Below are 24018 nucleotides of genomic sequence, written 5' to 3' on the forward strand. Positions count from 1 at the left end.
CAAGGCCGTTCGGATCGTGCGGAGCGGGCGGTGGGCGCGTGGGCCTTGCACGCATAGATCATCTGCGTGTGGAGTGACCCGTCTGCTACTTGTGGTCGCGTGCGCGCGCTCATGTGAGATGGCATCTGCTTCGCGGTCGAGCCTCCGTACGGTTGAGTCCGCGCGCGTCCACCTGCTTGCTCGGCAACTTTGCAGTCGTCAGGCGGCGCTCTTCCCGGAGGGGTCGGCAGGGGAGTGCGCCGAGAAGGCACGACGGCGAGGGGGTGGTGGTCGGCGTGCTGATGTGCGGCAGACCCGGGTATTGACGGGTGATGGTCATCCTTGGGTCCGTCGAGCTGGCCGTGATGATGGCCCATCAACATCCGAGCGAGGAACCCCGAGTGTGGGCTCGCCGGATGGATCCTTTGGCGCGACGGCGATCCCTGCCAGGGTGGTGGCCGCCAAGCCGCGTGGCGTCGAGCCGCTCGACCGTCACTGGACGGGCCCTCAATTCTCTTCTGTACGCGTCCCTACAGGCTGGGGAACCTGTCCACAGCGCGCCGATGGGGCGCAGAGCTCGCGATACTCTGCGGGACACGTGGGATGAGGGACATCGCTGATCCCCATCAGATCACCTCTGGGTGGCACGCGTGCGGGCTGTATCTCTTGCGAATCGCGCCTGTGTGGATCGAGTGGGATCCGCCGTCATGAGGCGTGCGTTCAATGTGGGTGCGAGCACGGTTGCGGCGCGCGAGCTGCTATCGAGGTGCTGTTGAAGACAGTAATCGGAAGGGTCATTCGGGGCTGGGAAGGTCTGAAGCGCGGAAGAACCACGGCTTCAGCAAGGAGGAGAGACGGCTTTTGGAGCGGATCCTTGATGTCAATCTCGGTGGAATAGTGGCCAGGTATCACGGCTTGGCACGCCCGAGACCAACCGACTGGAGTCCAGATGATCATGGCTCTGAGCTGCATATTTCACAAGTTCACAACTCATACAACGCAACATGCAACGGGGGCTGAAGCGTGAACTGCATGGCAACATGTTCGGATGAATGTCCATGACACTGGGTCGGAAGATAGATCGTAGATCGCATGGGAAGATGTGCGTGATGATAGAGCGAGAAGTATTCTGCAAACTGCTACGGGATATGTTCTTTAACTTGCAACGTTAAAACGGCGGGTGTACGGGCGTGTGTGCGGGCGGGTGTTGCTGCGGCCGTATGGATGGGTGTGCGGATCCATGGACGGGCGGATGGCTCTACGGGCTGATGTGCAGATGGGCGGGTGACCGTACGGATGGACGTGCGGACGTGTGGATGGAGCGAACGACGGATGGTGATGCGGGCATTGCGATGGCTGTGACTGTGTGCGGACGGGTGGACGGGTATTCGGGAGGACGGGCGGGCGGGCCGAACGATGGGTGGTCGGATGGATCTACGGATCTGCGGCCGGCCGGGTGGACGGCCGGATGGGCGCACAGATGTATGTGCGGCTGGATGGAGGGGTGTCGGGGCGGGCGGACGTGCCTTCGGATGGGCGGGTGTTTCTGTGGATGGATCGAGCGATCGCCGGATGGGCGGGTAGATCTTCGGGTGGGCGTACCTGTGGGTCTGCGGGTGGGTGAGCGGTTGTTCGGGCGGGTGCGTGGCTGGGCGTGCGGAGGTGCGGGCGTACGGGTGCACGAATGGATGGGCGGTGGGACGGCTCTGCGGGCGTGCGGATGGACCGACGGACGGAGCGAGCGGTGGCTCGGTCGGCCTTCGGGCGCACGGGACGACGGATGAGCGTTCGGACGGTCGGCGCGGTGGAGCAGCGGCCGGGTGGACGACACGCTCTGCGTTGGTGTCGGCGGGTGTGCGGCCGGAACGGCGGGCGGTCGGGCCGAACGACGAGCGGACGGCCGGCCGTGTCTGCGGATCGATCGATCCGCCGCCCGCACGGTGGGCCGCGCGCTGGGTGGCCGAACCTGTGGCCGGACCTGTGGCCGGACCTACGTTCGGCCCGATCCGACAGTCTTGCGAACAACCGAGCCACGGCTCACGAGACGGTCGGCGCGATCTGCGACCGGCACGATGGCTCGCTCGAACCGTGCCGCACACGACCGACCGACGGCCCGAACGAACCACAGGCGGGTCGGCCTTCGTATCGGCGTGCGGCCGACACACACAAGCTCGCGCTGTACGGAGCTACGGCCGGCAGGGCCTCTCTGCGGCCCTGTGGCGGCCCGGACGGGCGAAGCACACAGCCGAACGTCGGAACGACCGCTGGACGCCTCTCACGGACGACAGAACGATCCGTCGCACACCCGCTGGTCACGTGGCACCGACACTCGACGGACAGACGGACGGGCGAACACACGCGCCGACGAGCGCCTGTTGCGACGAGTGCCTGGATGCCCGGACAGACACCTGGACGGGCGGACGGACAGGCGGACGGACGGACAGACGGACGGACGGACGGACAAACCGACGGACGAGCGTGTGTGGTTGCTCCCGGCCGGGCACAGATGGGGGCGGTCTCGCAACGTCGCCATTTCGTCCGGGGGTTGGTCTCGCGTTCGGACCCACGGCTCGGCGCACCGGCTTGCTCCGCCCGGATGCGGGGGAGCCCCACCTGCCTGGGTCGTCCACTCTCGGCCCAACTCGGCGGCGCAGTCCTGCCGGCCCGACCCAACCCGGTGTGGCGGGCACGGCCAGGCCCGACCAGGCCCCAACCCATCACGGGCCAGACTCGGCACGTCACAACCCCGCGCGACACACTCCGGACCGGCATGACCCGGCCCAACCGGCTCGACTTGGCCCCAACCCAGCCACGGCACACCGAGACCGACCCCGGCGCGCCCCAAGCCGGGCCAACCCGGCCCCGCCCAGCCCACCTGGGCCCAACCCGCCTGGGCCCCCACCACACGACGCAGCCCAACCCAGGCGACGCGACCCAGCGCATCTCACGCCGACCAAGCCAACCCCACCCGGGCCGCCCCACCCGGAACCGGACCGGCCACCCACCCCCTCACAACCCAACCCAACCCAAGCCCCCGCACCGCACAGCAGGCACAGCCCGGATCAGCCCGGATCAGCCCAAGCAACCCGCCCAACTCCGCAGCCCGGTGTGCGCAACCCGTCCGCCCGCCCAGGGGCCGTCTCCCGACCGATTCGCCCCCCGGAGCGACAGACCACGCGCGAAGGGGTGATGTGGCCGGCCCGTCCGGGTGTCCTTGGGGTCGGCCGGCGGAGGTGAGGATTCGGCCTGTGTCTCGATATGTCGAACAGATGGCCCATAAATCGAGAGTTCCATCGCCAATTCGTGCGCCAAAAGAGTCTGTTGGGGGCGTTGATTCGGCCGACCAAACGGGTTAACCGGGACATACGGGTGGGTTTTCCGAGTGTCACAGTGAATTTTGGGATTCCGCTGCTAACCTGACAGACAAAACTTAGGCCGGACCCCTCAAGGACGTCTTGAAGGTTCTGCCCGCTAGATCCTGGTTCGTTGCGCTTTCGGGCTTCCGACGGAAGTATCGAGCAGCTACCCCGGAGGTGCGTCGTCTTCCCTGTCAGGTGCAGCGGACGGCTCTGACAGGCCACCGGCAGAAACCCGGCTCCCGCAGGCGTTCGGTCGCTCTACTTCGAGAGGACGCACGATGGGTGCAGTTGTGGCGGTGGCCAGCCAGAAGGGGGGTCCCGGGAAGACGACGACGACGGTGAACCTCGCGAGCGCTCTGGCGATCAACGGCTTTCACGCTCTCGTGGTCGACCTGGAGCCCCAGGCCCAGGCCGGCGTCGCCCTCGGCGTGGTCCCGCAGCCCCAGCGCTCGGTCGGCTTCGCGCTGTACGCGCAGCTCAACGGCATGACGCCCGACGTGCCGGAGATGATCTTCGACCGCAGCGAGCTGCTCAAGTCCTTCGAGACCACCGGCAGCCTCAGCCTCTTCGGCTCGGTGCAGAGCACGATGGTCGACGCCGAGCGAAAGATCGCCGGGATGGACTTCTCCACCACCGGGATCCTGCGTCGCATCCTCGAACCGATCCGGCGCACTCCGACGATCATTCTGATCGACACCCCGCCCAGCGTCAGCGCCCTGTCCGCGGTCGCCCTCGCCGCCGCCGACTTCGTGGTCGCGGTGTGCGAACCGCTGTACGCGACCGTTCAGGGCGCCGCGGTGATCAAGGGCCTGACCGCGGCCACTTCCGAGCGCACCCTCGGCGAGTGCGAGCCGCGCTTCATCGGCACGGTCATCAACAAGGCCAACGCCCCGTCCCGCCGCACCAGCGAGGACGACCAGGTCGAGCAGCGGCTGGCCGACTACGGCCTCGACCCGTTCCAGACGCAGATCCGCCGGGACAGCCGGATCTCGCAGGCGTACGAGATCGGGCGCCCCGTCTGCATAGAGCAACCGAACATCGCCGCGAGCGTTGCCTACACCGAGCTGGCCATCGAACTGTTCGACCGTGTGAAGCAGGCAGCCTGATGACAGACGAGAAGCCCGCGCCCAAGTCCAGGGCCAAAGCGCGAAAGGCCCCTGCCGTCCAGTCGTCCGTCCTGGCCGCGGCGCTCCAGGACGCCATGAACGGCAGCTTCCTCAACTCGGGCACCGACTCGACGGCGGCGCTTCTGGCACAGATGGGCGGCGGCAACGGGTCCGCCGGTACCACCTCGGGGCCACCGTTCAAGAACGCGGCACCGGCCGTACCGGCACCCGCGCCCGAGCCGACCCCGGAACCCGTACCGGAACCCGAGCCGGTCCACGCGGCGGCCGCACCCACCGCCGAGGAGACCCCGCTCCCGGCGGCCCCACGCGTCGAAGCGCCACAGGCCCCCGAGGCGGCATCGCAGCCTGCCCGGGAACCGGCCCCCGCCCCACAGCAGATCGCGGAACCGACCCCGGAACCCGTACCGGAACCGACGCCGGCCGCCACCGCGCCGGCAACCCCGGAACCGGCGGCCCCGGCCCAGGCCCGAACCCACGAGCCGGCCCACACCCCGCGCCCCGAGCCGGCAGCCCACACCACCCCCGCCCCGGAGCCGACACCCGAGCCCACCCCGGCCCCCACCCCCCAGCCCACCCGGGCCCAAAGCGAGCCCCAGCCCCCGGTCGCCGAGCCGCCGCCCCGTGCACCGGAGCCGGTCCAGGCCCCGGCGACCCAGCCCGCCAAGGCGTCGACGTCCGCGAAGCCCCCGGCCGCCCGCTCCTCCCGTCGCAGCACCCCCGCTCCGGCGCCCGCCACACCGGCCCCGGTCGCCACCGGCTCCGCCGAAGGGCAGTCGGCACACGCGTCGTTGCTGGATAGCTTTCTCGACGCGCGGATAAACTCCAAGGGCTGGGAGACCTGGGGATTCCGGCTCCTGCCCGACGTCAAGGCGCGCCTGGGCAAGCGGCTCACCGCCGACAAACGTTCGTCGCAGAACCGCCGGTTGGCCCTCGGCCACTACCTCAACGCGGCATTGCTCGAACTCCCGGACGACAACGACGAGCAGATCGAAATGATCCGCTCGTTCCTGCGTGCCAGGGGCGGGATCACCGACCCGAGCCAGTCCTCCAGCTACCGGGTCAGCCCGGCCGTGTACGAACTCGCGCGCGACCTGGACACCGAACTCACCGCGACCGAAAAGCGCGGCCTGGTCGTGTACCTGTTCTCGGCCGCCGTCGAACTGTTCCTCGAACGCCTCGACGCCGAGGGCGCCCTCGGCCGACCCGAGATCTTCTCGCCCCAGCAGTAATCCGCCGTCGGCGGGTGCGGAGGACACCCAGTCCCCCGTGCCTGCCGACGGCACTTTCATGCCGGGCGCCGGGAACTCCCCGATGGACCGACTCCCGCAGCGGGCCGCCGCCGGGATCGCCGAGCGAGCCGCCGAGTGGCCTCCTGAGGGCACATCGACCCGCCGGCCACCCAACGAGACCCACCCACGCCGCCCAGGCGCTCAGAAGGCCGTCTGGAGCGTTCGAGGCGCCTCTTCCGCAGCATCGGCGGCCAGTTCCCGGTCCTCGCGGCAGTCGGCGCAGACGCCGTCCGCCCGCAGCCCGCGAACCGCCCGATCGCAGTCCTCGCAGGTCCCGATCGGCACCGGCGCCCCCGTCGACCGGACCTCCGCCACCGGCGTCACCGCCGCGAGCGCCGCCGCCGTCTGCCGAGCCCGGTGCGCGGCCCGCCGTTCGGCCCCGAAACGCTCGTCCGCCTCGGCCCGCCGATCCTGGTCCCGCCGAGCGCAGTTGCGGCACGCGAACGGGTCCCCGGCCACACCCGCGTCGGAAGCGGCCACAGGCAGCCACAGGCGGCCGTCCTCGCAGTTCGGGTCCTCGCACCCCCGCCGGGCCAGTCCGCGGCCGCTCAGCCAGCCCACAGGGCTCCGGACGGCCCCGTCCCGGGTCCGCCAGCGGTCCGCCAGCCGGGCGAAGACCCGCTCCGCGTCGCCGACTTCCGCCACGGCCCGATCGACCAACCCGGCGGCCACGATCCGCTGCCCGGTGCTCATCCCGGCCACCAGCGGCCCGATCCCGGCGAATGCCCTGGCCGCCGTCGCCGAGATGGTGGTCCGGTGATCCGGCATCGGGACCGGGCGCACTCGACGGGGTTCCGCCGCAGGCGTTCCGAGCGCGGGTGCCGGCGCCGAAGTCGGTTGCGGGCTCATCGCGGGCTCGTGCCCGTCTACCACGTAAGACGCCCTGCGGGCGGAACCCCCTCGGGAATCCGCGTTCGTCCGTAGGTCAATCGGAGTGTCTTCCTTATACGTGACGGAGGTCCCAACCCCCTGCGGACCCGACGTCCATTGACCCTCCGCACCCAGGCTCCGACCTGCCGAAATGCCGTTCCGGACCGACTCGGACGAGTCCTCGACGGCAGCCTCCGAACCCGTCTTCGAGCCGGCCTCCGCAGGTGTCGCGGAAGTCACTCGAGACTTCCCCACCGGCACCGGGCGAGTCGCGGCCACGTCCGTGGCGTCCGCGCCGTCGGCGACGCGCGCCGAGACACGAGCACCCACGACGACCCGCGCCCCATCGGTCGTCCAGTCGGTCGTGCGCTCGGGAGTCTCCGCACGTGTCACCGGCCGTGCCTCGACCAGCGCGATCTCCGTGATCTCCGTGATCTCGGCGACATTCCGAGCCTCCTCCTCGGGCGCCGCGGCGAAAATGTCGACGGGCTCGGTCGCCTCGGTGTCCACACCGGCGGCGGCGTCCGGCTCGTGGTCGTTCGGGTGCTCGAACGGTCGGAGCGGGATGAGCATGTTGCGGCCCTGCCACCCTTCCCGGCGGCCCACCTCGACCCAGCCCCAACGCTCCAGGTCGGAGACCACGCCGCGGGCGGCGCGCACGCTCACCGGCTCGCCGATCCGCCGGCCGGACTGGTGCCGGAGCATGTCGGCCAGCTCGGCATAGGTCAGGTGGTGGCCGCGGGCTCGGGCGTAACAGATGACCGCGTACGCCCGGGCATGCCGGTGCGGGACCGCGCCCAGGAGGGCGACGGGCACCATCACCCACGGCTCGCCCTTTTCCGGCGTGCGCAACCGGCGGACCGCCGAAGTCCCGGTCCCGGAAGGCTTGGTGCGGCGTACGACGGTGAGTTCCTCACCTGCGGTGAGCTGCTTCTGCGCGGCGTACAGCGAGGACGGGGCCTTGAGTGCGACGCGGCCGTCGGGCTGGGTCACCGAGCGGACGGTCAGGCCCAGGTAGCGGGCGATGGTGGTCAGGTCGGCGATGCAGCCGGGCTGGTTGGGGCCGGCCGCCAGGTGGCCGACCTTGGCGGCGAAGACGAAGGCCAGGTCGCTGTACGCCTCGCCGGTCACCACCCGCAGCGGGACCTTGACCGAGGCCCGACGGACCGAGTCCGGCATGGTCGGATCGACGCCTCGGGCGCCGCCGACGCGAACTCGCGCCGCGCGCAAGGCGGCACGCACCCGAGCCTGCATCGTGAATCCAGAGGATTCGGGCACACTTGAAGAGGGCAAGGACCTGGCTGAAGACAGCACTGGGCCTGCCTCGGGGATCGCAGGTATGATCTGCTCCTGAAGCTGGTGAAGAGAAAGAGGTAAGGGCGACCCGACCGTTCGGCGCGTGGAAGTACCGGAACGGCTGGGTCTTACTGTTCGGTTGTGTAAGCGGCCGGCGGGCCTCCTTTCTCCGACGGCGCCCCTAGGGGCGCTGAGCTGCGAGCGAGTGGACTAGGGCTGGACTCCTAGGCCACTCGCTCTGCTTTTGCGGCCGTACTTTCCGAGCGGCGGTCAGGCGGCACCGTGGCGTCGTCCGACCTGCTCCTGTTCGGCGGCGAGGGCCCGCAGAGCCTGCTGGGCCCACGCGCCGAGCGTGAGGTACTGGTAAGGCGTGTTTTCCTCGACGAACCGCAGCGCGAGCGCGGCGTGTTCGCTGGGTCGAACGGCCAGGTCGGCTCCCGAGGGATGCACGTAGAGGCCGGTCATCGGGTCGACATCGGCGAGATCGCCCACTCGTGAGTGCTCGATGGCCAGGTGTTCCCACAGGCGCAGGCGTTGTGGCGTGTTGCGCGCATAGTTCTCCCCCGGCCAGCTGATCCTTCGCAATGCCTCGAAGGTGAGCAGGGGCAGTACGTCGCTGGGCGAGAGCACCGTCGGGTGCAGCACGTTTCGGTCCCGTGCCTCGTAGCCCACCTTGCTGGGCAGACCCGCGATGGCCGCGAGCCTCGCCACGGTCCAACGCTCCCGGGAAGTGGCCATGACCGTCCTTTCGTGTCAACGACTGAACCCTATCGCTATCTCTGGCAAATAACTTCCTGTCAGGAGAGTCGGCGTGTCGCCCGTCGTTATGGGGTCATCACAAGAACAGCGCAAAAGCCCAGAAAGTAAGGCATTAGCGCCGTGTTCGATCTGCATGTTGGAAGATCCACCCGCACATCCATCCCCTGTCACGCATGAATACCCAGGCGCCGAGTGTGCGCTCCGTTGTTCGAGCCAGTGCTTGAGCGAGCGTCGGATCCACCGTTCGGACCAGCGTTCGCCCCGCCGTTCCAGCGCGCCGACGCGCCGTCGTGCCACCCGCCGCGAGACCTACCGGCGGCTCCACCGCACGGGCCGCCGTTTCGCCCGTTGCTCCGACCGGCCACCCACGTCTCCGTGCATCCGTCGTCCGCGCCACACAGCCGCCCACACACCCGCACATACAGCCATGCGCTTTGACGAACGGGTTGGGACCCAGTTCGCCATGCAGAGTCCCGGACAGCACCACGCACAGATCACCAAACAATCTCCCGTGCGGATCTCCGCACAGCTCGCCATGCAAGTTGCAGGTCAACCGGCATTTGAAGGGCATCCGCAGTCGATTCCGCAGGCGATCGAAAGACCGCTCCGGTCGAGCCGATTCACCGGGCACCGTCGGATCTTGCGTGGGATGAACGGCGCCGAATTGTCGGCATCGACGCGCCCCGGCCCGTGCTCCGGGCCGCATCGACCGGTGCGGTAAATAAGGTGAAAGTGTCGGAAAAGCTTATGTATTGCGCTTTTCGCGAGATATGCCAGTGCGGCCGAAGGGCCGACGCTGGGCTCCGGGGGGTGCGAGGGCTGGGGTCGCGGAGGGGTCGCGTGGCCAACCGAAGCGGAACGGTGATCGCACCCCGTGATCCATCCGACACGCTAAGTGGACCCCGGCGTCGGGAGGGAACACGCCGAATGCGATGCTCTGGGCAACCGCCCCGCTGGGTGGTTGTCGATGATCGGAGTGTTCATGACGACTGATGGAGCCGATTCCAGGCTGGTGTTGTGGGACATCGACCACACGCTGATCGACGGCGGGACGGTGGCCCGACGCGCGTATGCGGCGGCTTTTCGACAGGTGTCCGGGCGTTCGCTGGACAGTCCCTGGCAGTTCGACGGGCGTACCGAGTTGGCCATGGCGAGTGACGTGCTGCGCGCGCACGGACTACCGCCGGAAGGGGGCATGCTGGAGGCGTTCCTGGACCTGATCGTTGCCGAACTCCAGGACCGCGAGGCCGAGTTGGCCGCAGAGGGTCGGGTCCTTGCCGGTGCTGCCGAGGCGCTCGTCGCGCTCGGTGCGACACCCGGGGTGTGCCAATCGGTGCTGACCGGCAATCTGTACACGCTCGCGATGTTGAAGATGCGGGTCTTCGGCCTCGCCGAGCACGTGGACTTCCGGATCGGGGCCTACGGCGAGGACGCCTACGAGCGGGTCGACCTGCCGGCCAGGGCCTTCGCGCGTACCGAGGAGCACCTCGGCCGGCGGCACGTCGGCGCGGACACCGTGATCGTCGGCGACACCCTGCGCGACGTCGCCACCGCCCAAGCCGTCGGCGCGTGGTCCGTCGCGGTGGCGACCGGGACGACGAGTGCGGCGGCGCTGACGGCGGCGGGCGCCGATGTGGTCCTGGCGGATCTGGCCGATACCGACGCGGTGCTCGGCGCGCTGCTGGGTGCGCCCCGGTGAGTGGGGGAGCGGGCGGGATCCACCGACGCGGGCCGACCGGCCGTTCGGTGCGGGTCGGTTCGCCCCGGCCGGTCGATCAGGCGCCGCGCATCGGCATCAGGAGGTAGCGATAGTCCGGGTCGTCGGGTTCGCCCGGCCCGGATGTGCGGTGGGGGAGGGTGGCGTCGGCTTCGGTGGGTGCGCCGTCGGTCAGGATGGTCGGCTTCGTCGGAGTGCTGAACAGCAGGCGTGCGGTCGGTGTGCGGAGCGCGGCCAGGCCGTCCAGGAGATGGGCCGGATTGAAGGCGACCCTGGTCGGCTCGCCGGTCAGGGCGACCGGCAGCGTCGCGCCCGCCTCGGCCTCGTGGGAGCTGCCGGCCTCGACCCGCAGCGACTCCCGCCCGAAGGACAACCGGACCGGGGCGTTGCGGGTGACCACCGGCGCCACCCGCTGAAGGGCCTCGATCAGCGCGGCGGTCTCGATCGTTGCGACGGCGGTGGTCTCGTTGTCGAACAGCCAGTCGTAGCGCGGGAATTCGTGATCGAGCAGCCGCGTCGTCGCCTGTCGCCCGCTGCCCGCCAGGCCGAGCAGGCCGCGGCGGCCCGGCTCCGGGCCGAGTGCCAGGTGCAGGTCCGTGTCGATCCCGGAGTGTTTCGTCAGCTCGGCCAACATCCGGGCCGGCACCAGGGCCGTCCGGGCCGGGTCCTCGGTAGCCGGCCGCCAGGGCAACCTACGGACCGCCAGCCGATATCGATCGGTGGCGGCCAGGACCAGTGCGTCGTGCGCCAGATGCAACCGGATCGCGGTGAGCACGGGCAGGCTTTCGTCCCGCGCCGCGGCGATCGCGACCTGCGCGACGGCCCGGGCGAACGCCGCCGCGTCCACGGTGCCGGTGCTCTCCGGGAGCAACGGCGTGGCCGGGTAGTCGGCGAGGGCCGGCAGCGGCAGCGCGAAGTAGGCCCCGGCGCAGGTCACCCGGGCCCGGGCCGGGTCCACGGTGAGGTCGACCGGTTGGTCGCGGGGGAGTGCCCGGGCGATGTCCGCGAGCAGTCGACCCGGGACCAGGATCTCGCCGACCCGGGTGACCTCGGCGGCGACCTCGATGCCGGCCGATATCTCGTAGTTGTACGCGGAGATGGCCAGGGTGCCAGCGGCCGCCTTGAGCCGGAACGCGGCGAGAGCGGGGACGATCGGCCGCGCGGGCAGTGCGCGCACGGCCCAGCCGATGCCCTCGACGAGGCGGTCGCGGGTTATCCGTACCTTCACAGGGGCCCTTTCCGAGCACTCGACGAGGGAGGGGGAGTGGAGGGGAGTGCGTGCGGGTCGCCAGGTATTCGAATCCTTGTTCGATTGCTGGTGAACGAGACTAGCCGGGCGCTCGGACAGTGCCCGGTGAACGAATCCCGGGCGGATGTCATCGCAGGCCGGCCGCCGGGACCGGCGGCCGAGCGAGGATCCGGATCCCGGGCGAAACGACATTCCGAGCCGGACGACGCGCGAGTCGGCGCGGTGGCATCATGCCGACGTGGCCACCGACATGGCCTTCTTCCTCGTCCCCGGCGACAACGCTGCGGCGGCGACGAGGGCGGGGCGGCGTCTTTGCTCTTCCGCGCAGATTGATCGCGCGCTCGCCAACGCCGACCTCGGCGCGCTGCGTGAGCTCGCCGCTCGCTGGACCGAGCGGCTCAGGAACGTGGGCGGAGACGACCTGAGCGACGACGCGCTGACGATCCTTCGGGGGTTGCCCGACTTGCCGCCCTTGCCGTCGACAACAACGGCGCCCTGTACTGCCGGCACTACTGATACGCGCCGGGGCGGACTTCTCCCTATTCAACGTACTTTCGTCGCGCCGCACCAAGGCTGCTCACGTTTCGACGACACATGCTCGGCGTCCTGAGCCCGACGTCCGGGCTCGGTGGCGGCTACCTGGTCGTGTGGTAGACGTACGCCGCTAGGCCGCCGAAGACAATGAGGGAGATCAGCCGGGACTTCACGCGTTGGGCGCGGGTGAGTGGGGCGCTCGGGGGTGCGTAGATCGGGCCGCCGCCATCGCCCTGCTCGCCGGATCCGCCGCAGCTCGGGCACGGCTGCATCGTCTGCATTCGGCCGGATCCGCCGCATCCGGAGCAGGACCAGTTGCTGTCCGAGCCCATGCCGTTCTGGCCGGATCCGCCGCATCCGTTGCAGATCTGGTCCATCGGGATCCAGCGTTGCCCGGAACAACCCCCGCAGTACCCCACCCTGTGCCTCCCGTGACGATCCCCCGCACCCTGGATCCAGAGCCTGTACGACGACCGCTTGCGGGTCAACGAACGGAACGTTGGAGTTTGGTGTGAATTTCGCGGCCACACGAGGTGCCCGGGTCGCCCCCGTGTCGTTTTCCGGCGCGGGTCAGGCCGTACCGGCCAGGTGCGCTGCGGATCTCCGGACCTCGGCGATGGTGTCGGCCAGGTGCGGGTGGGTGAGGCGGCCCGCCCGCTTGAGGGTCCGGCCGGCCACCAGGACGGTGTCGACGTTGCCCGGGTGGGCCGAGGCCACCACGGCACCGGCGATGTCGTGTGCCGCGCCGACCAGGTTGATCGCGTTTGCGCGCAGCAGGATCAGGTCGGCCTGTTTGCCCACGGCCAGTGACCCGATGCGATCGGCCAGGCCCAGTGCGGTGGCGCCCCCGATGGTCGCCATGCGCAACACGTCGGCCGCGAACAGCCGTGGGCCGTTCGCGAGTTGGCTGGTCAGCAGGGCCGCGCGCAGCAGCGAGAACATGTCGCCCGGACCGCTGGTGACCACGTCGACGCCGAGCCCGGTGACCAGCCCCGCGGCGCGGGCGCGGTTGATCATGGGTGCGCCGTGCCCCATCTGCGCCTCGATGTGCGGTGCGATCGAGAGCGTGCCGCCGGAGTCGGCGATCATCGCGAGTTCGTCGTCGGGGAGCGAGTTGCCGTGGATGTAGAGCGTGCGCGCGTTCAACAGGCCGCGATCGCGCAGGGCTTCGATGGGGCGCTGCGCGACCGGGCCGCTGCCGACGTGTACGGCCAGTGGGATGTCGAGGTCGGCGGCCAGGCGCCAGTCCTGTTCGACCAGTTCGATCGGGGTGTACGAGGGGCCGCCGGGGGCGAGTGCCAGGGTGACCGGGTCGTCGTCGCCGGGGAACAGGCGGTCGCGCAGGTCGCGGACGAGGCGAGGGTCGCGGGCGGCGGGGTCGAACGGCGGGTGGCCGTAGCCGAACACGGCCCGGATGCCGGCCGCGCGCAGTCCGTGTACCGCCGCGTCGCCGTGTTCGGCGCGGTGCTGGACGTGGGAGAAGTCGTGCACCGTGGTGATGCCGGCGTCCAGGCATTCGAGCGCGCCGGCGAGGTTGCCGGTGTACACGTCCTCGGGGCGCATCGCGGGGGAGAGCCGGCCGAGTACCCGGCCGAGGTAGTCGCCGAGGTCGCTGTCGACGGCCACCGCGCGCAGTACCGACTGCCAGACGTGGCGATGGGTGTCGACGAATCCGGGCAGCACGATCCGGTCCCGGGCGTCGACGACTTCGGCTCCCTCGGCGGACAGGGACGGGCCGACGGCGACGATCGTGCCGCGCTTGATCAGGACGTCGGTGTCGGGCCGGGCGGTGACGTGCGGGTCGGTGTCGACGACCGTGCCGCCGCGCAGGAGCAGCCGGGTGGGGGAGGGCGAGGTGGCAAGAGGCGCGGCGGGCGTGGGTCGAGTGGGCATCGGGGCCTCCGGCAGAGTGATGTTCACGTGAAAGCTTTTTAGAAAGCTATCAGGTGTGTGTAATACGCTGTCAAGATGACCGCTCCACAGGACCGCGCGAGCACACTCGTCAACGCGTGGCAGACCGAACTGCCCGACGTGCTGGACGCGACGACGGAACTGAGCAAGCGGATCATGTTGCTCGCCGCCGACCTGGACGAGGCCACGCGCCGTGAGTTGCCGGAATTCGGCCTCACCCCGGCCCAGTTCGGCGTACTGGTCGCGCTGCGTCGGGCCGGCGCGCCCTATCGGCTCAAGCCCACCGAACTCAGCCGCGCGTTGTTGTTGTCCTCGGGCGGTACCAGCAACATCACCAATCACCTGGTCGCCGAGGGCCTCGCCGAGCGCCTCCCGGACCAGGGCGACGGTCGGGGCACGTTGATCAGCCTGACCGCGCGCGGGGTGCAGGTCGCGGAGAACGCGGTCCGCGCCAACGCCGCCGCGCACGCCGAGGTCTGGCGGGGCGCGCCTGCGGCGGCGATCGAGGCGGCGACCCTCGCCCTGCGCGAGATCGCCGCCGCGACCGAGAACCCCCGACCCCGGCGCTCGGCGCGCGGGGGCGGGGGCGGGTGAGGAACGGGTCGGTCGGGCCGGTGCCCGCGCGGGACGCGCGGGCTGCCCGAGGCGATGGACTTCGCCGGATCGATCAGAACGGTGCCGGTGGGTGCTGCGGCTTGGCCGGCGGTTGGCGCGGGACGGGCGGCGCCGGGTGGTCCTCGGCCGGCCGCCCGTGGTCGGGAGGCGCCGGGTGGGACTGCCACGTCGGGTAGGCGGTGGGCGCGGGCTGTACCGGGGGCGCTGTATATGGGGGGTACGGGCGGTACATCGGCTGCATCGTGTACATCGGGTGCGCCATCGGCTGCATGGGCGCCATCGGGCGCAGGCCGGCCGCCGCGTGGAAGGCGCGCTCGTACTCGGACTGGAACGTGGTGATCCGGGCCACCACTGCGATGGCCAGACCGGCGGCGGCGATCAGGAGCAGGAAGGCCCAGCCCGCGGCGGTGTCGGCGGTGCGATACGACTCGTGGTACGTGGTCCAACCGTCGCTGCCGATCGAGTCGTTGCCGCCGTCCGACTCGCGACCGGTCACGCCGAGGACGATCACGATGTTCGCGGCGACGTAGGTCGACCACCAGGTCCACAGCAGCGGATGCCGGCCCGGGGTGAGGCCGCCGCGCAGGGGTGCCCGGGGGTCGCTGGCCTTCCAGATGTCGTGCGCGATCAGCAGTGGGAAGCACAGGTTGACCACGGGGCAGAACCAACCGCCGATCGCCCAGCCGCTGGAGAAGTGTTGCGGGGACGGCGGCAACACCTCGACATTGCACCGGGCGCGGTGGAACCAGATCACGAACACGACCATGGTCGCGACGATGGCCAGACTCGCCAGGCCCCACCACACGGCGATGGATCGGTTCGCCGCGTCGGGGTCGGCGGTCAACCACCCGCCGTGCAGGGTCTGGTCGACCAGATTTGCCCGGTGGAACAGGGCGATCGCCGCGAGCAGGGACAGTACGGCGGTGGCACCGAGCAGGATGTACAACGCGGTGGCCAGTCCGCGCAGGGACCGAAAGACCGGTGCGTACCAGCCCATCGGCGGCGCCGGGGCGGGGCCGAAGCGGGCGAAGCGCGCGTCCGTGGACGTCGTCGACGTCGCGTCGGCGGGCGGGGCGTATTCCTGGTGACCGCAGTTGGTACAGCGATCCGGCAGCGTCGATCGGGCGCCGCAGCTTGGGCACAACACGAGTTCGGATCATCCCCCGTCGATGGTCGGCATCGGCCATGCGGGTGGATGGGGCGGCGAGGCCACGGTGGGCGGCCGGCCTCGCGTACCCCACATGGCGTAACCGGCATCATGCCGTGCGCACCGCCACACGTCACGCGCGAGACGCCGACGAACACGTGCCGTCACCGGGCGGGCCGCCGCACCCCGAGCCCGCCCCGGCCCGCGCTGTGCCCGGTCCTCAGCCCCCGAGTCCGGCCGACTCCCGTGCCTCGACGGCCTCGAAGCCATGGGGTGGGCGGCCGAGGAGGCGCTGCACGGTATCCGTGGTGCGGTCCTCGGCGCCTTCGGCGATGGCCTGGTCCAGGTCGACGAGCGTGGCGGCGAACTCGGCGGGGACCTCGGTGGTCAGGCGTCGGTACATCTGCTCGCGGGTCGATCGGCGATGCACGACGCCGCTACGACCGCCGGCACCACACCCTGCGCACCGCGCTGGACGGGATCCCCGGGCTCGCCAACCCCGACTTCACCGCCCACGCCCTGCTCGCCGCGACCCGCGCCGACCTGGTCGAATACCTGGTCACCCGCCGCCACGCGACCCGCGAACAACTTCGCGCCGACCTGACGAGCCACTGCGCCCGAATCCTCGACTCCCCGACACCGCAACCCTGACCCCGGATCACCGGAGCGGCTCGCTCGGGCCGGGGCAGGGCACGCGGTACGGGGGTGTCGGCGGACCAGGGCACGGCCGCCGAAGGGGTTGCCGGGTACGGCTGTGGGTCAGGCCGTGCCGGACCGGGCGAGGCGGAATCCGACGTCGTCGACCCGGTAGGTCGGGTGGCTGCGGCGGCGGGCGGAGGCCCGGCAACTCCAGTGTTCGTCGAACCAGCCGCCGCCGCGCAGCACCCGGTAGCTCCCGTAGACTTCGGCGTCGTAGACGTCCCAGCACCAGTCCCACACATTGCCGAGCATGTCGTACAGGCCCCATGCGTTGGGCTGCTTGCCACCCACCGGGTGGATCCGCTCGTCCGAGTTCGCGCGATACCACGCGATGTCGTCCAGCGGCCCGTAGTGCGCTCCCGCCGTACCGGCTCGGCAGGCATGCTCCCACTCGGCCTCGGTCGGCAGCCGATATCCGTCGGCCGACGCATCCCATTCGACCTGCCGGCCGTCGCCGCGGTCGGCACCGGCGTCGTCGCCGGCTTCGAAGCGGTAGGCCGGTGTGCATCCGTCCCGTCGGGACAGGGCGTTGCAGAACCGCGCCGCGTCCCACCAGGACACCCCCTCGACCGGGAGCCGATCGCCGTGCGGGCCGCTCGGGCGCAGTCCGGTGACCTCCGCGTACAGCGCCTGGGTGACCGGGACCGACGCGAGCCGGTAGGGGGCGAGTTCGACCGACCAACTGCGCCGAGTCCGTCGGTCGGCCAGGGTCACCTGTCCGGCCGGGACGGCGACCATCGCAAAACCCGCGTCCGTGCCCATGATCAGGCGATCCTACGACACCGGGTCCGCGGGAACGGCCGCCCGACGAGCACCCGTTGCCGAATCAGCCCAGGTCCAGCCGGTCGATCAGGCCGGCCGCGGTGAAGGCGGCGACCAGGGCGGTGCGGCCCTCGGTGAAGTGGCCCCAGCTGTCGAAGTGCACCGGGACCACGCGGCGTGCGCCGAGGATGGCGGCGGCCTCGGCGGCCTGGGCGCTGTCGAGGGTGAGCAGCGCGCCGTCGAAGAGTGGGGTGCGGGCCGCGCCGGCGAACAGGACCGCGGTGTCGACCGGGCCGACCTGCGCGGCGATCTTCTCGACCACGGCCAGCGAGGCGTTGTCGCCGCTGACGTAGACCGTGGGCAGGTCGGACGCGGTCAGTACGAAGCCGACGACCTCGCCCGTGACCGGTTCGCAGCCCTCCGGGCCGTGCTGGGCCGGAGTGGCCGTCACGGTGACGGTGCCGCCGTCGGGGCGGGGCAGGTCCACCGACTCCCAGGGGGCCAACCCCTGGGCGGTGCCGCCGAGTCGGCCGGCGCCGCTGAGGGTGGTGAGGACCAGCGGGATGCCGGCGAGGAGGGCCCGACCGGAGTGGTCGAGGTTGTCCGGGTGTTCGTCGTGCGAGAGCAGGACCGCGTCGATGGGGCCGAGTTCGGCCGGGTCGATGGCCGCAGGAGCGGTCTTGACCAGGGCGCGGGCGCCGATCGGGTATTCGCCCGGCGCGTCGAAGGTGGGATCGGTGAGGAACCGGAGGCCGCCGAACTCGATCAGGGCGGAGGGGCCACCGAAGACGCGGATGTCGATCTGCTCAGGGGTCGTGCTGCTGCCGGTCACTGCACACCTCACGGGTAAAGGTCGTGTTTGCCGTGAGAAAAGCTAGCGGATTCTCACGGAGAACGGCAAGCCTTAACATGAGAGTCATGAAGGAGAACGTGTCGGGCGCACTCGCTCACCCCGCGCCTGTCGTCCCTCCGCCCGCACCCGGGGCGGACCGCTACCTCGCCCTGGACCTGGCCAATACCGACCTCGCGCTGCCCGGCGGTCAGGAGGTCGACCTGCTGGGCTCGCCGGCGTCCGCGAAGGCATGGCTGGTCGAGCGCGAACTCGCGCCGCCGGACACCCGGTTGTACGACCTGTGCGCGGGCCGACTACGCGCCGTCCGCGACGTGGTGCGGGTACTGCTCGCATCGCGGATCGCCGATGCCCCCGCGCCGGACGCAGCGGTACAGGCCATCAACGACGCGCTCACCAGCGCACCGTCGGCCGCACTCCTGCACTGGGACGAGGTCCGAGGCCCCTACCGGGCCCAGGCACACCCCACCGACCGGATCGTCAACCACGCCATCGCGATCCTGGCCGCCGACGCCGCCGACCTGATCACCGGCGCGGACGCCGAACGCCTGGCTCCCTGCGGCGCCCCCTCCTGCCGGCGCTTCCTCGTCCGCACCCACGCCTCCCGGCAGTGGTGCTCGACCCGCTGCGGCGACCGAGTGCGCGCGGCCCGCGCCTACGCACGGCGAACGCAGCCGAAGGCACCCGCGGACTGAGACCACGCCTCGTCCCGGGCGGACCGCCGAGGGCGGAGGCGTTTCGGGGCGCGCCGAAACTCAGTCGTCGGTCGTCGCGCCGGCGGGGCGCGCCGTGCGGCCGAGGAGCCGGTCGGTCAGCCGTACCAGGTCCGGGAGTCGCAGGATCTCGCCGTTCGAGCCGGGCAGCGGTACGTGCAGGCGGTCGATCCAGCGGGTGGGGATGCCGGCCCGGCCGTATCGGGCGCCGGCCAGGGCGCCGGTCACCGCGGCGACGGTGTCGGTGTCGCCGCCGAGGTCGATCGCGGCCCGCACGGCGTCCTCGTACGACGACGTGGTGCGCAGCGCCCAGACCGCCGAGCCGAGGCAGGGCCAGACGGCTCCGTTGAACTCGGTCGCGTCGGTGGGGTGCCAGGCCGGATCCAGCACGGTGGCGTAGCGCTCGCGGTGCCCGGGGTGCACCTCGGCGAGCGTCTGCGCAAGCGCGGCCAAGGGGTCGTCGCCGGTCAGCGTCACCCGCAGCAACTCGTGGAAGATCGCGGTGCCTTCCCACGCGGCCCGGTCGCCGTGGGTGAGCGCGGCGATCCGATGCGCGGCGGCCATGGTGCCGGCGCGGCCGTCGGGCGCGAAGTACACGGCGGGGGTGGTGGCGCGCATCAGGGATCCGTTGCCGGCCGCGCGCCCGGTGGTCTGGAAGTGCACACCGGCCGCGAGGTCCCAGGGCAGGTGGTTGGTCAGCACGTCCTCGGTCTGCAGGCCGATGTCCTTGGGCTCGGATCGGGCCCAGCGTTGGAACCGGGCGAACATGTCGGGCAGGTCCAAGCCGCCGGCCTCCAGCAGCGAGTACGCCACGTGCACGGCCATCTGGGTATCGTCCGTCGCCTCGCCGGCGTCCCACCCGCCGCCGCCGCACATCTCGTTCGCATAGGGCTTCTCGGCTCGCGAACTCCCGGGCGGCGCCGGGGGGAACCGGGTACCGAAGGCGCCGGCCGGCCCGAACTCGAACGGCGCGCCCAACGCGTCCCCGACGGCCGAGCCGACGACGGCACCGACGGCACGCTCCCTGATGTCCATCCAGGCAGCGTAGAGGCCGGGTGTCGCACCCGGCACACCCGCCGGAGCGGGTGGGGCGCTATGGCCGATCGGCCGACCCGGGGTCGTCGCGCAACACCTGGTAGGTCGGCCCCAGGCGGGTGTGGATTCGGGTGAGGTGGCTCGGGGTGGGGTCGATCAGGTAGCGGTGGGTGGCCTCGGTCAGCAGCGGTAGGTCGACGGAACTGTCGCTGTAGGCATGGGTGATGGGGTCGGTGATGCCGGCCGCGCGGATGCGGGCGACCTTGCGCGGGCCCCGGCAGGCGGGGAGCGCGCGCATGCCGGTGCGGCTCGGGGCGAGGCACGAGGCGATCACCTGCACCGGAGCGAGCCCGAGCTCCCGACAGATGGCGCCGGCCAGGGGATCCGCGCACGAGGTCGCGATCACCACCCGGTCCCCGGCGGCGAGATGGGCCCGGGCTCGGGCGAGGGTGATCGTGATCCGATTGCCCTCGACCGCGCGCACGGCCGCGAAGTCGTGGGCCAGCTCCTCGAATCGAGCCGCGGGCAGGCCGATCGTGGCGAGCCGGAGGACGAGGGCCAGGGCGTGCCGACGGGTCGCGGGCACGGCGTACATCGGGCCGATGATCGGCAGGCACAGTGCCACCGCCACCAGGCGCCAGTGGGCGCGGCGCAGCAGTACCCGGGTGAAGTGGCCGAACGAATCGCCTCGGACGAGGGTGCCGTCCAAATCGAAGACGGCGAGCGGGCGCGGGTCGGTCGGCGGGTGGCTCAACGGTGTGGCTCCTTGCCTGCGGGCGACGGAATCGACGGTGGCGACCGACGATGTCCTACCCGGCGCAGGGGGCGCACCCTCATGCGCCGAACCCCGCCTCCTCGCCCCCTCGTTCCCCACCCACCCGACCCCGCAGGTCAGCTGCTCGGGGCCGGCTGCTCGGTCAGGAACTCGCCCGCCGGCGGCGCCAGCAGCCCCACATTCGGATTGTGGCTGAGCTTGGCGATCTCGACGAGTCGAGCGTTCGGGAGCACCGCGGTCGCGGCGCGGGCCGCGGTGCGCAGCAGTGCGTCGCTGCGCCCACCGGACAGCACCAGTACCGGCATGTCCACCCCGGCCCAGTCGGCCGGGTTCAGCGGCTCGCCGCGCATGTACTCGCCCATCACCGCCCAGTCGTGCCCGGTCGAGCCGGCCACCGCCTTGAGCTTGGACCACATCGGGGTGAGCCGCATCAGGCCCACGAACGGGGCCGGGATGCCGATCGCCTTGGTCATGAAGTACTGCACGGTCTTGGCGGGCCGGTCGGCGGCGATCAGCTCGTGCAGCGTCGCGGTCAGGTCCGGCGGCGGTACGTGGCGGGTGCGGTCGACGACGAACGGCGGCTCGAAGGCGACCACCCGGCTGATCCCGACAACCTGCCCGGAGGCGGCGGCCCGCAGCGCCAGTCCGGCGCCGGAGGACCAGCCGAACAGCGCCGCCGACCCGCCCTCGGCGGCGATCACCGCGGCCACGTCCTCGATCTCGCGCGCCACGTCGTAGCGGCCGGGGGTGTCACCGCTGTCGCCCCGCCCGCGTCGGTCGTAGTTCACCGCGGTCAACCCGTAGGCTTCGGCGAGCAGTTCGGCCAGCTCCACCATCTTCGGGAACTTCCGGTAGCTGAACGCGCCGCCGACGAGGATCACCGTCCCGCGGCTCTCGCCCGCCGGCTCGTACCGGTCGTAGACGATGTCGGTGCCATCGGTGGACGTGACGGTGTGCGTTGTGCTCATGAGTGCTCCCATGCCCTTGCGAGTCCGTGCGCCGGTGCCGCTCGCCGTTGTCGTTCCTCGCGAACGGTTGTGCTCTGTATGACCGGGCCCGGTCCGCAAACTCATCGCTCCGTCGGCATCCGTTTTCGCGAGCGCACCCACGGCGTGCTCGGCGTCCCGGTGCCCGCCGCGGTCGCCGTCGTGGCGACCACCGGGCGGGGGAGACCTCGCTCACGTGGGGACGATCGCTCGGGTTGCCCGCGGACGCGTCGACGTCAGTACGGCAGGTAGTAGCTCAGGAGGTCGGCGGTCAGTGCCGGGAAGAGGGCCTGGAACAGGGCCTCTTCGGAGGTGTAGACGTCGGGGCGGACCCGGGTCAGGCCCTCGACGCCCAAGGGGCCGAAGAGCAGGGCGGGCAGTTGGTCGGGGGCCACGCCGATGCCGTTCGCGGCTCCGGGCGACTGCATCGCGCCGCCGGTGACGACGCCGCCGAGGCCGTCGGCCCGGACCGGGATCCGGTAGTGGGCGCCGAACGTGGAGATCACGATGTCGCGGTCGGTGTGGTCGATGCCCGCCGCGTCGAGCCGCTGCCGGAACAGTGGCCGCAGGCGGTCGAGCAGGACGGCGACATCCGGGATGCGGACGTAGTACTGCTCCGCCTGTGTGCGGGGTTCGTGGTCGACGAACTCCCGCCAGGCGTCGGCGGTGACGGTGCCGGCGCGATGCACGACGCGCAGCGTGCCGTCGGTGCCTTCGGGACGCAGGGCGGCGACGGCGCGGAGCAGGTCCCGGGCTGCCCGCTCGTCGCGTGCCGCCGCCTCGGCCAGGAGCACGTCGCCGTTCTCGTCGGGAGGCGTGGTGCGTGCGGTGGCGACGATGGTGCCGGCCCGTTCGAGCACCCGCAGCGTGCTCGCGTCGTGCGCCGACAACCAGCGCCAACACGCCGCCGAGTGCGGCATGGCCACGTCGAACCGGCTTTGGGCGGCGTCCTGGAGGGCGGCCATGGCCGGGAAGTCGGCGGGGCGGGCGATGCGGAGGACGGGCGCGGTTTCCCCGAGGAGCCCGGCGCCATCGGTGGGTTCGGCCGGCGGCGTGCTGTGCACGGTCGGCGCCGGTGGGATGTCGATGGCGTACTCGTAGCCGAACAGCCGGTAGAAGTACGGGATGCCGATCATCACCTGGACCACGTGACCGCGCGCGGCGGAGCGTTCATGTGCCCACCGCATGAGTGCCCGTACCAGGCCGCGACCCTCGAACTCGGGGTCGGTGGCGACCAGTTCGACCTGGCCGGCGGGCAGGCGCAGATCGCCGACGCGCAGTTCCTCGTCCAGCAGTGTCGCGGTGGAGACGACCCGGTCGCCGTGGACGACCACGGCGCACGCGGCCGGGCCGGCGTCGGGGTCGGTGACGACGAGTCGATGGTCGAGGGCGTCGCCCGCGTCGCCGCGTTCGGCGAGCAGCGCGCCGATCCGGTCGAGGTCCGAGGGCCGGGCTTGGCGCAGTACAAGGCCGTCGGCCAGGGGGATCGGTGCGGTGGAAGGCGTGGGGGCGGTCACGGCCGGACTATGCCATCCGTCGGGTTGCCGCGTCCATCGATTTCCGGCTCCCCGGGGAGCGTCGGGTCGGGGATCCGCGACGGGATCCCCGACCCGATCTCCGTCGTGGCCGGAGCGGGAGCGGACCTCATCGGGCCCGTCGCTCAGTACGCGACCGTGAAGCGGGCGCGGTGGTGGCGCGGCTGCTCCGCCTCGTCGATCAGGGCGACCGCGAGGTCCTCCATGGAGATCGCCGAGACGCCGTCGGGGTCGACGAGGAGTTCGTCGGTACCGAGCCGGAAGCTGCCGGTGCGGGTGCCGGGCTCCAGGTTGGCGGGCGGGCTCAGGTAGGTCCAGTCGACCTCGGTGTCGGTCCGGAAGACGTCGAGCTGGGCGTTGCAGGCCAGGGCGATGCCGCGCCACGCGGTGGGCACGAACCGCGGGTCGTCCACGGCCATCGTGTCGCCGGTGCCGGGCACGGTCAGGCTGCCCGCGCCGCCGACGGTCAGCAGGCGTACGCCCGTGCCGGCGAGCCCGGCCAGCAGTGCCTCGGCGGTGTCGGCCAGCGCCTGTTCGTTGCCGTGCGCCGGTCGGGTGGCGCTGATCACCAGGTCCCGGCCGGTGCTCAGGGCGGCCACGTCCTCGATCCGGGCGGCGTCGCCGACGCGGGCCTCGGCCTCGGGGTGCAACTCGGGGAAGCGGGCCGCGTCGCGGACCACGGCGGTGACCTCGTGGCCTCGGGACAGTGCCTCGGAGACGACTCGGCTGCCCACGTTTCCGGCTGCTCCGAACACGGTGATGCGCATGGTGGTGTGCCCCTCTCGGGTGGTCTCGCTGCGTGGGTGAATGC

At 71.2% G+C, this 24018-nt stretch carries 20 protein-coding genes; 6 read left to right on the forward strand and 14 right to left on the reverse strand.

Features of this window, described 5'->3' with window-relative positions; all coding sequences use genetic code 11:
• Positions 1–3616: 3616 nt before the first annotated feature.
• Together ABZ374_RS35290 and ABZ374_RS35295 are read left to right on the forward strand one after the other, a co-directional pair.
• A complete protein-coding gene (locus tag ABZ374_RS35290) occupies positions 3617–4444 on the forward strand; it encodes a ParA family protein (RefSeq protein WP_079026817.1) in 828 nt (275 codons plus the stop codon).
• Positions 4444–5694, forward strand: coding sequence for a hypothetical protein (locus ABZ374_RS35295; RefSeq protein ID WP_360319183.1), 1251 nt, complete (start codon positions 4444–4446; stop codon positions 5692–5694). Before ABZ374_RS35290 ends, ABZ374_RS35295 begins: the two co-directional genes overlap by 1 nt.
• A gap of 201 nt (positions 5695–5895) precedes the next feature.
• Here the strand turns inward: ABZ374_RS35295 and ABZ374_RS35300 are convergent, their stop codons facing one another.
• Entirely contained in the window at positions 5896–7803 is a 1908-nt protein-coding gene (locus tag ABZ374_RS35300) for a hypothetical protein (RefSeq protein WP_360319185.1), read from the reverse strand.
• A gap of 387 nt (positions 7804–8190) precedes the next feature.
• On the reverse strand, positions 8191–8658 hold the full coding sequence (locus ABZ374_RS35305; RefSeq protein WP_020554288.1) for a hypothetical protein: 468 nt from the start codon (positions 8656–8658) through the stop codon (positions 8191–8193).
• A gap of 1003 nt (positions 8659–9661) precedes the next feature.
• On the opposite strand from ABZ374_RS35305, the gene ABZ374_RS35310 reads away from it, so the two are divergent.
• Positions 9662–10378: an HAD family hydrolase gene (locus ABZ374_RS35310; RefSeq protein ID WP_360319187.1), complete on the forward strand. Its 717-nt coding sequence runs from the start codon at positions 9662–9664 to the stop codon at positions 10376–10378.
• 76 nt (positions 10379–10454) lie between these two features.
• On the opposite strand, the gene dnaN is transcribed toward ABZ374_RS35310, so the two are convergent.
• On the reverse strand, positions 10455–11624 hold the full coding sequence (dnaN, locus tag ABZ374_RS35315) for a DNA polymerase III subunit beta (RefSeq protein WP_360319189.1): 1170 nt from the start codon (positions 11622–11624) through the stop codon (positions 10455–10457).
• Positions 11625–11883: 259 nt separating this feature from the next.
• Between dnaN and ABZ374_RS35320 the strand changes: the two genes are divergently transcribed.
• The gene (locus tag ABZ374_RS35320) at positions 11884–12255 is read left to right on the forward strand and encodes a hypothetical protein (RefSeq protein WP_360319191.1); all 372 of its coding nucleotides are present in this window, start codon (positions 11884–11886) and stop codon (positions 12253–12255) included.
• 25 nt (positions 12256–12280) lie between these two features.
• On the opposite strand, the gene ABZ374_RS35325 is transcribed toward ABZ374_RS35320, so the two are convergent.
• A complete protein-coding gene (locus ABZ374_RS35325) occupies positions 12281–12556 on the reverse strand; it encodes a hypothetical protein (protein ID WP_360319193.1) in 276 nt (91 codons plus the stop codon).
• Between the two features lie 193 nt (positions 12557–12749).
• A complete protein-coding gene (locus ABZ374_RS35330) occupies positions 12750–14099 on the reverse strand; it encodes an amidohydrolase family protein (RefSeq protein WP_360319195.1) in 1350 nt (449 codons plus the stop codon).
• 48 nt (positions 14100–14147) lie between these two features.
• On the opposite strand from ABZ374_RS35330, the gene ABZ374_RS35335 reads away from it, so the two are divergent.
• Complete coding sequence (locus ABZ374_RS35335) at positions 14148–14684, forward strand: MarR family transcriptional regulator (RefSeq protein WP_360319197.1); 537 nt, start codon at positions 14148–14150, stop codon at positions 14682–14684.
• Positions 14685–14757: 73 nt separating this feature from the next.
• Here the strand turns inward: ABZ374_RS35335 and ABZ374_RS35340 are convergent, their stop codons facing one another.
• The 4 genes from ABZ374_RS35340 to ABZ374_RS35355 all read right to left on the reverse strand — a co-directional run bounded on the left by ABZ374_RS35340 (position 14758) and on the right by ABZ374_RS35355 (position 18145).
• A complete protein-coding gene (locus tag ABZ374_RS35340) occupies positions 14758–15852 on the reverse strand; it encodes a DUF4328 domain-containing protein (RefSeq protein WP_360319199.1) in 1095 nt (364 codons plus the stop codon).
• Positions 15853–16072: 220 nt separating this feature from the next.
• Positions 16073–16282 (reverse strand): hypothetical protein, encoded by a 210-nt coding sequence (locus tag ABZ374_RS35345; protein ID WP_360319201.1) that lies wholly within the window; start codon positions 16280–16282, stop codon positions 16073–16075.
• Positions 16283–16611: 329 nt separating this feature from the next.
• The gene (locus ABZ374_RS35350) at positions 16612–17313 is read right to left on the reverse strand and encodes an SUMF1/EgtB/PvdO family nonheme iron enzyme (RefSeq protein ID WP_360319203.1); all 702 of its coding nucleotides are present in this window, start codon (positions 17311–17313) and stop codon (positions 16612–16614) included.
• A 64-nt stretch (positions 17314–17377) separates the two neighbouring features.
• Entirely contained in the window at positions 17378–18145 is a 768-nt protein-coding gene (locus ABZ374_RS35355; protein ID WP_360319205.1) for an MBL fold metallo-hydrolase, read from the reverse strand.
• An 86-nt stretch (positions 18146–18231) separates the two neighbouring features.
• Between ABZ374_RS35355 and ABZ374_RS35360 the strand changes: the two genes are divergently transcribed.
• On the forward strand, positions 18232–18858 hold the full coding sequence (locus tag ABZ374_RS35360) for an ABATE domain-containing protein (protein ID WP_360319207.1): 627 nt from the start codon (positions 18232–18234) through the stop codon (positions 18856–18858).
• A 60-nt stretch (positions 18859–18918) separates the two neighbouring features.
• Here ABZ374_RS35360 and ABZ374_RS35365 read toward each other — a convergent pair whose 3' ends face one another.
• The 5 genes from ABZ374_RS35365 to ABZ374_RS35385 all read right to left on the reverse strand — a co-directional run bounded on the left by ABZ374_RS35365 (position 18919) and on the right by ABZ374_RS35385 (position 23974).
• Positions 18919–19911 carry an ADP-ribosylglycohydrolase family protein gene (locus tag ABZ374_RS35365; protein ID WP_360319209.1) on the reverse strand — a complete coding sequence of 331 codons (993 nt, stop codon included), beginning with the start codon at positions 19909–19911 and terminating at the stop codon, positions 18919–18921.
• Between the two features lie 58 nt (positions 19912–19969).
• Complete coding sequence (locus ABZ374_RS35370) at positions 19970–20665, reverse strand: haloacid dehalogenase-like hydrolase (RefSeq protein ID WP_360319211.1); 696 nt, start codon at positions 20663–20665, stop codon at positions 19970–19972.
• 137 nt (positions 20666–20802) lie between these two features.
• Complete coding sequence (locus tag ABZ374_RS35375; protein ID WP_360319213.1) at positions 20803–21654, reverse strand: alpha/beta hydrolase; 852 nt, start codon at positions 21652–21654, stop codon at positions 20803–20805.
• 254 nt (positions 21655–21908) lie between these two features.
• Positions 21909–23189, reverse strand: coding sequence for a GNAT family N-acetyltransferase (locus ABZ374_RS35380; RefSeq protein WP_360319215.1), 1281 nt, complete (start codon positions 23187–23189; stop codon positions 21909–21911).
• A 143-nt stretch (positions 23190–23332) separates the two neighbouring features.
• Positions 23333–23974, reverse strand: coding sequence for an NAD(P)H-binding protein (locus ABZ374_RS35385; protein ID WP_360319217.1), 642 nt, complete (start codon positions 23972–23974; stop codon positions 23333–23335).
• Between the last annotated feature and the right edge of the window lie 44 nt (positions 23975–24018).

This window comes from Embleya sp. NPDC005971, assembly GCF_040629175.1.
Classification (GTDB): Bacteria; Actinomycetota; Actinomycetes; order Streptomycetales; family Streptomycetaceae; genus Embleya.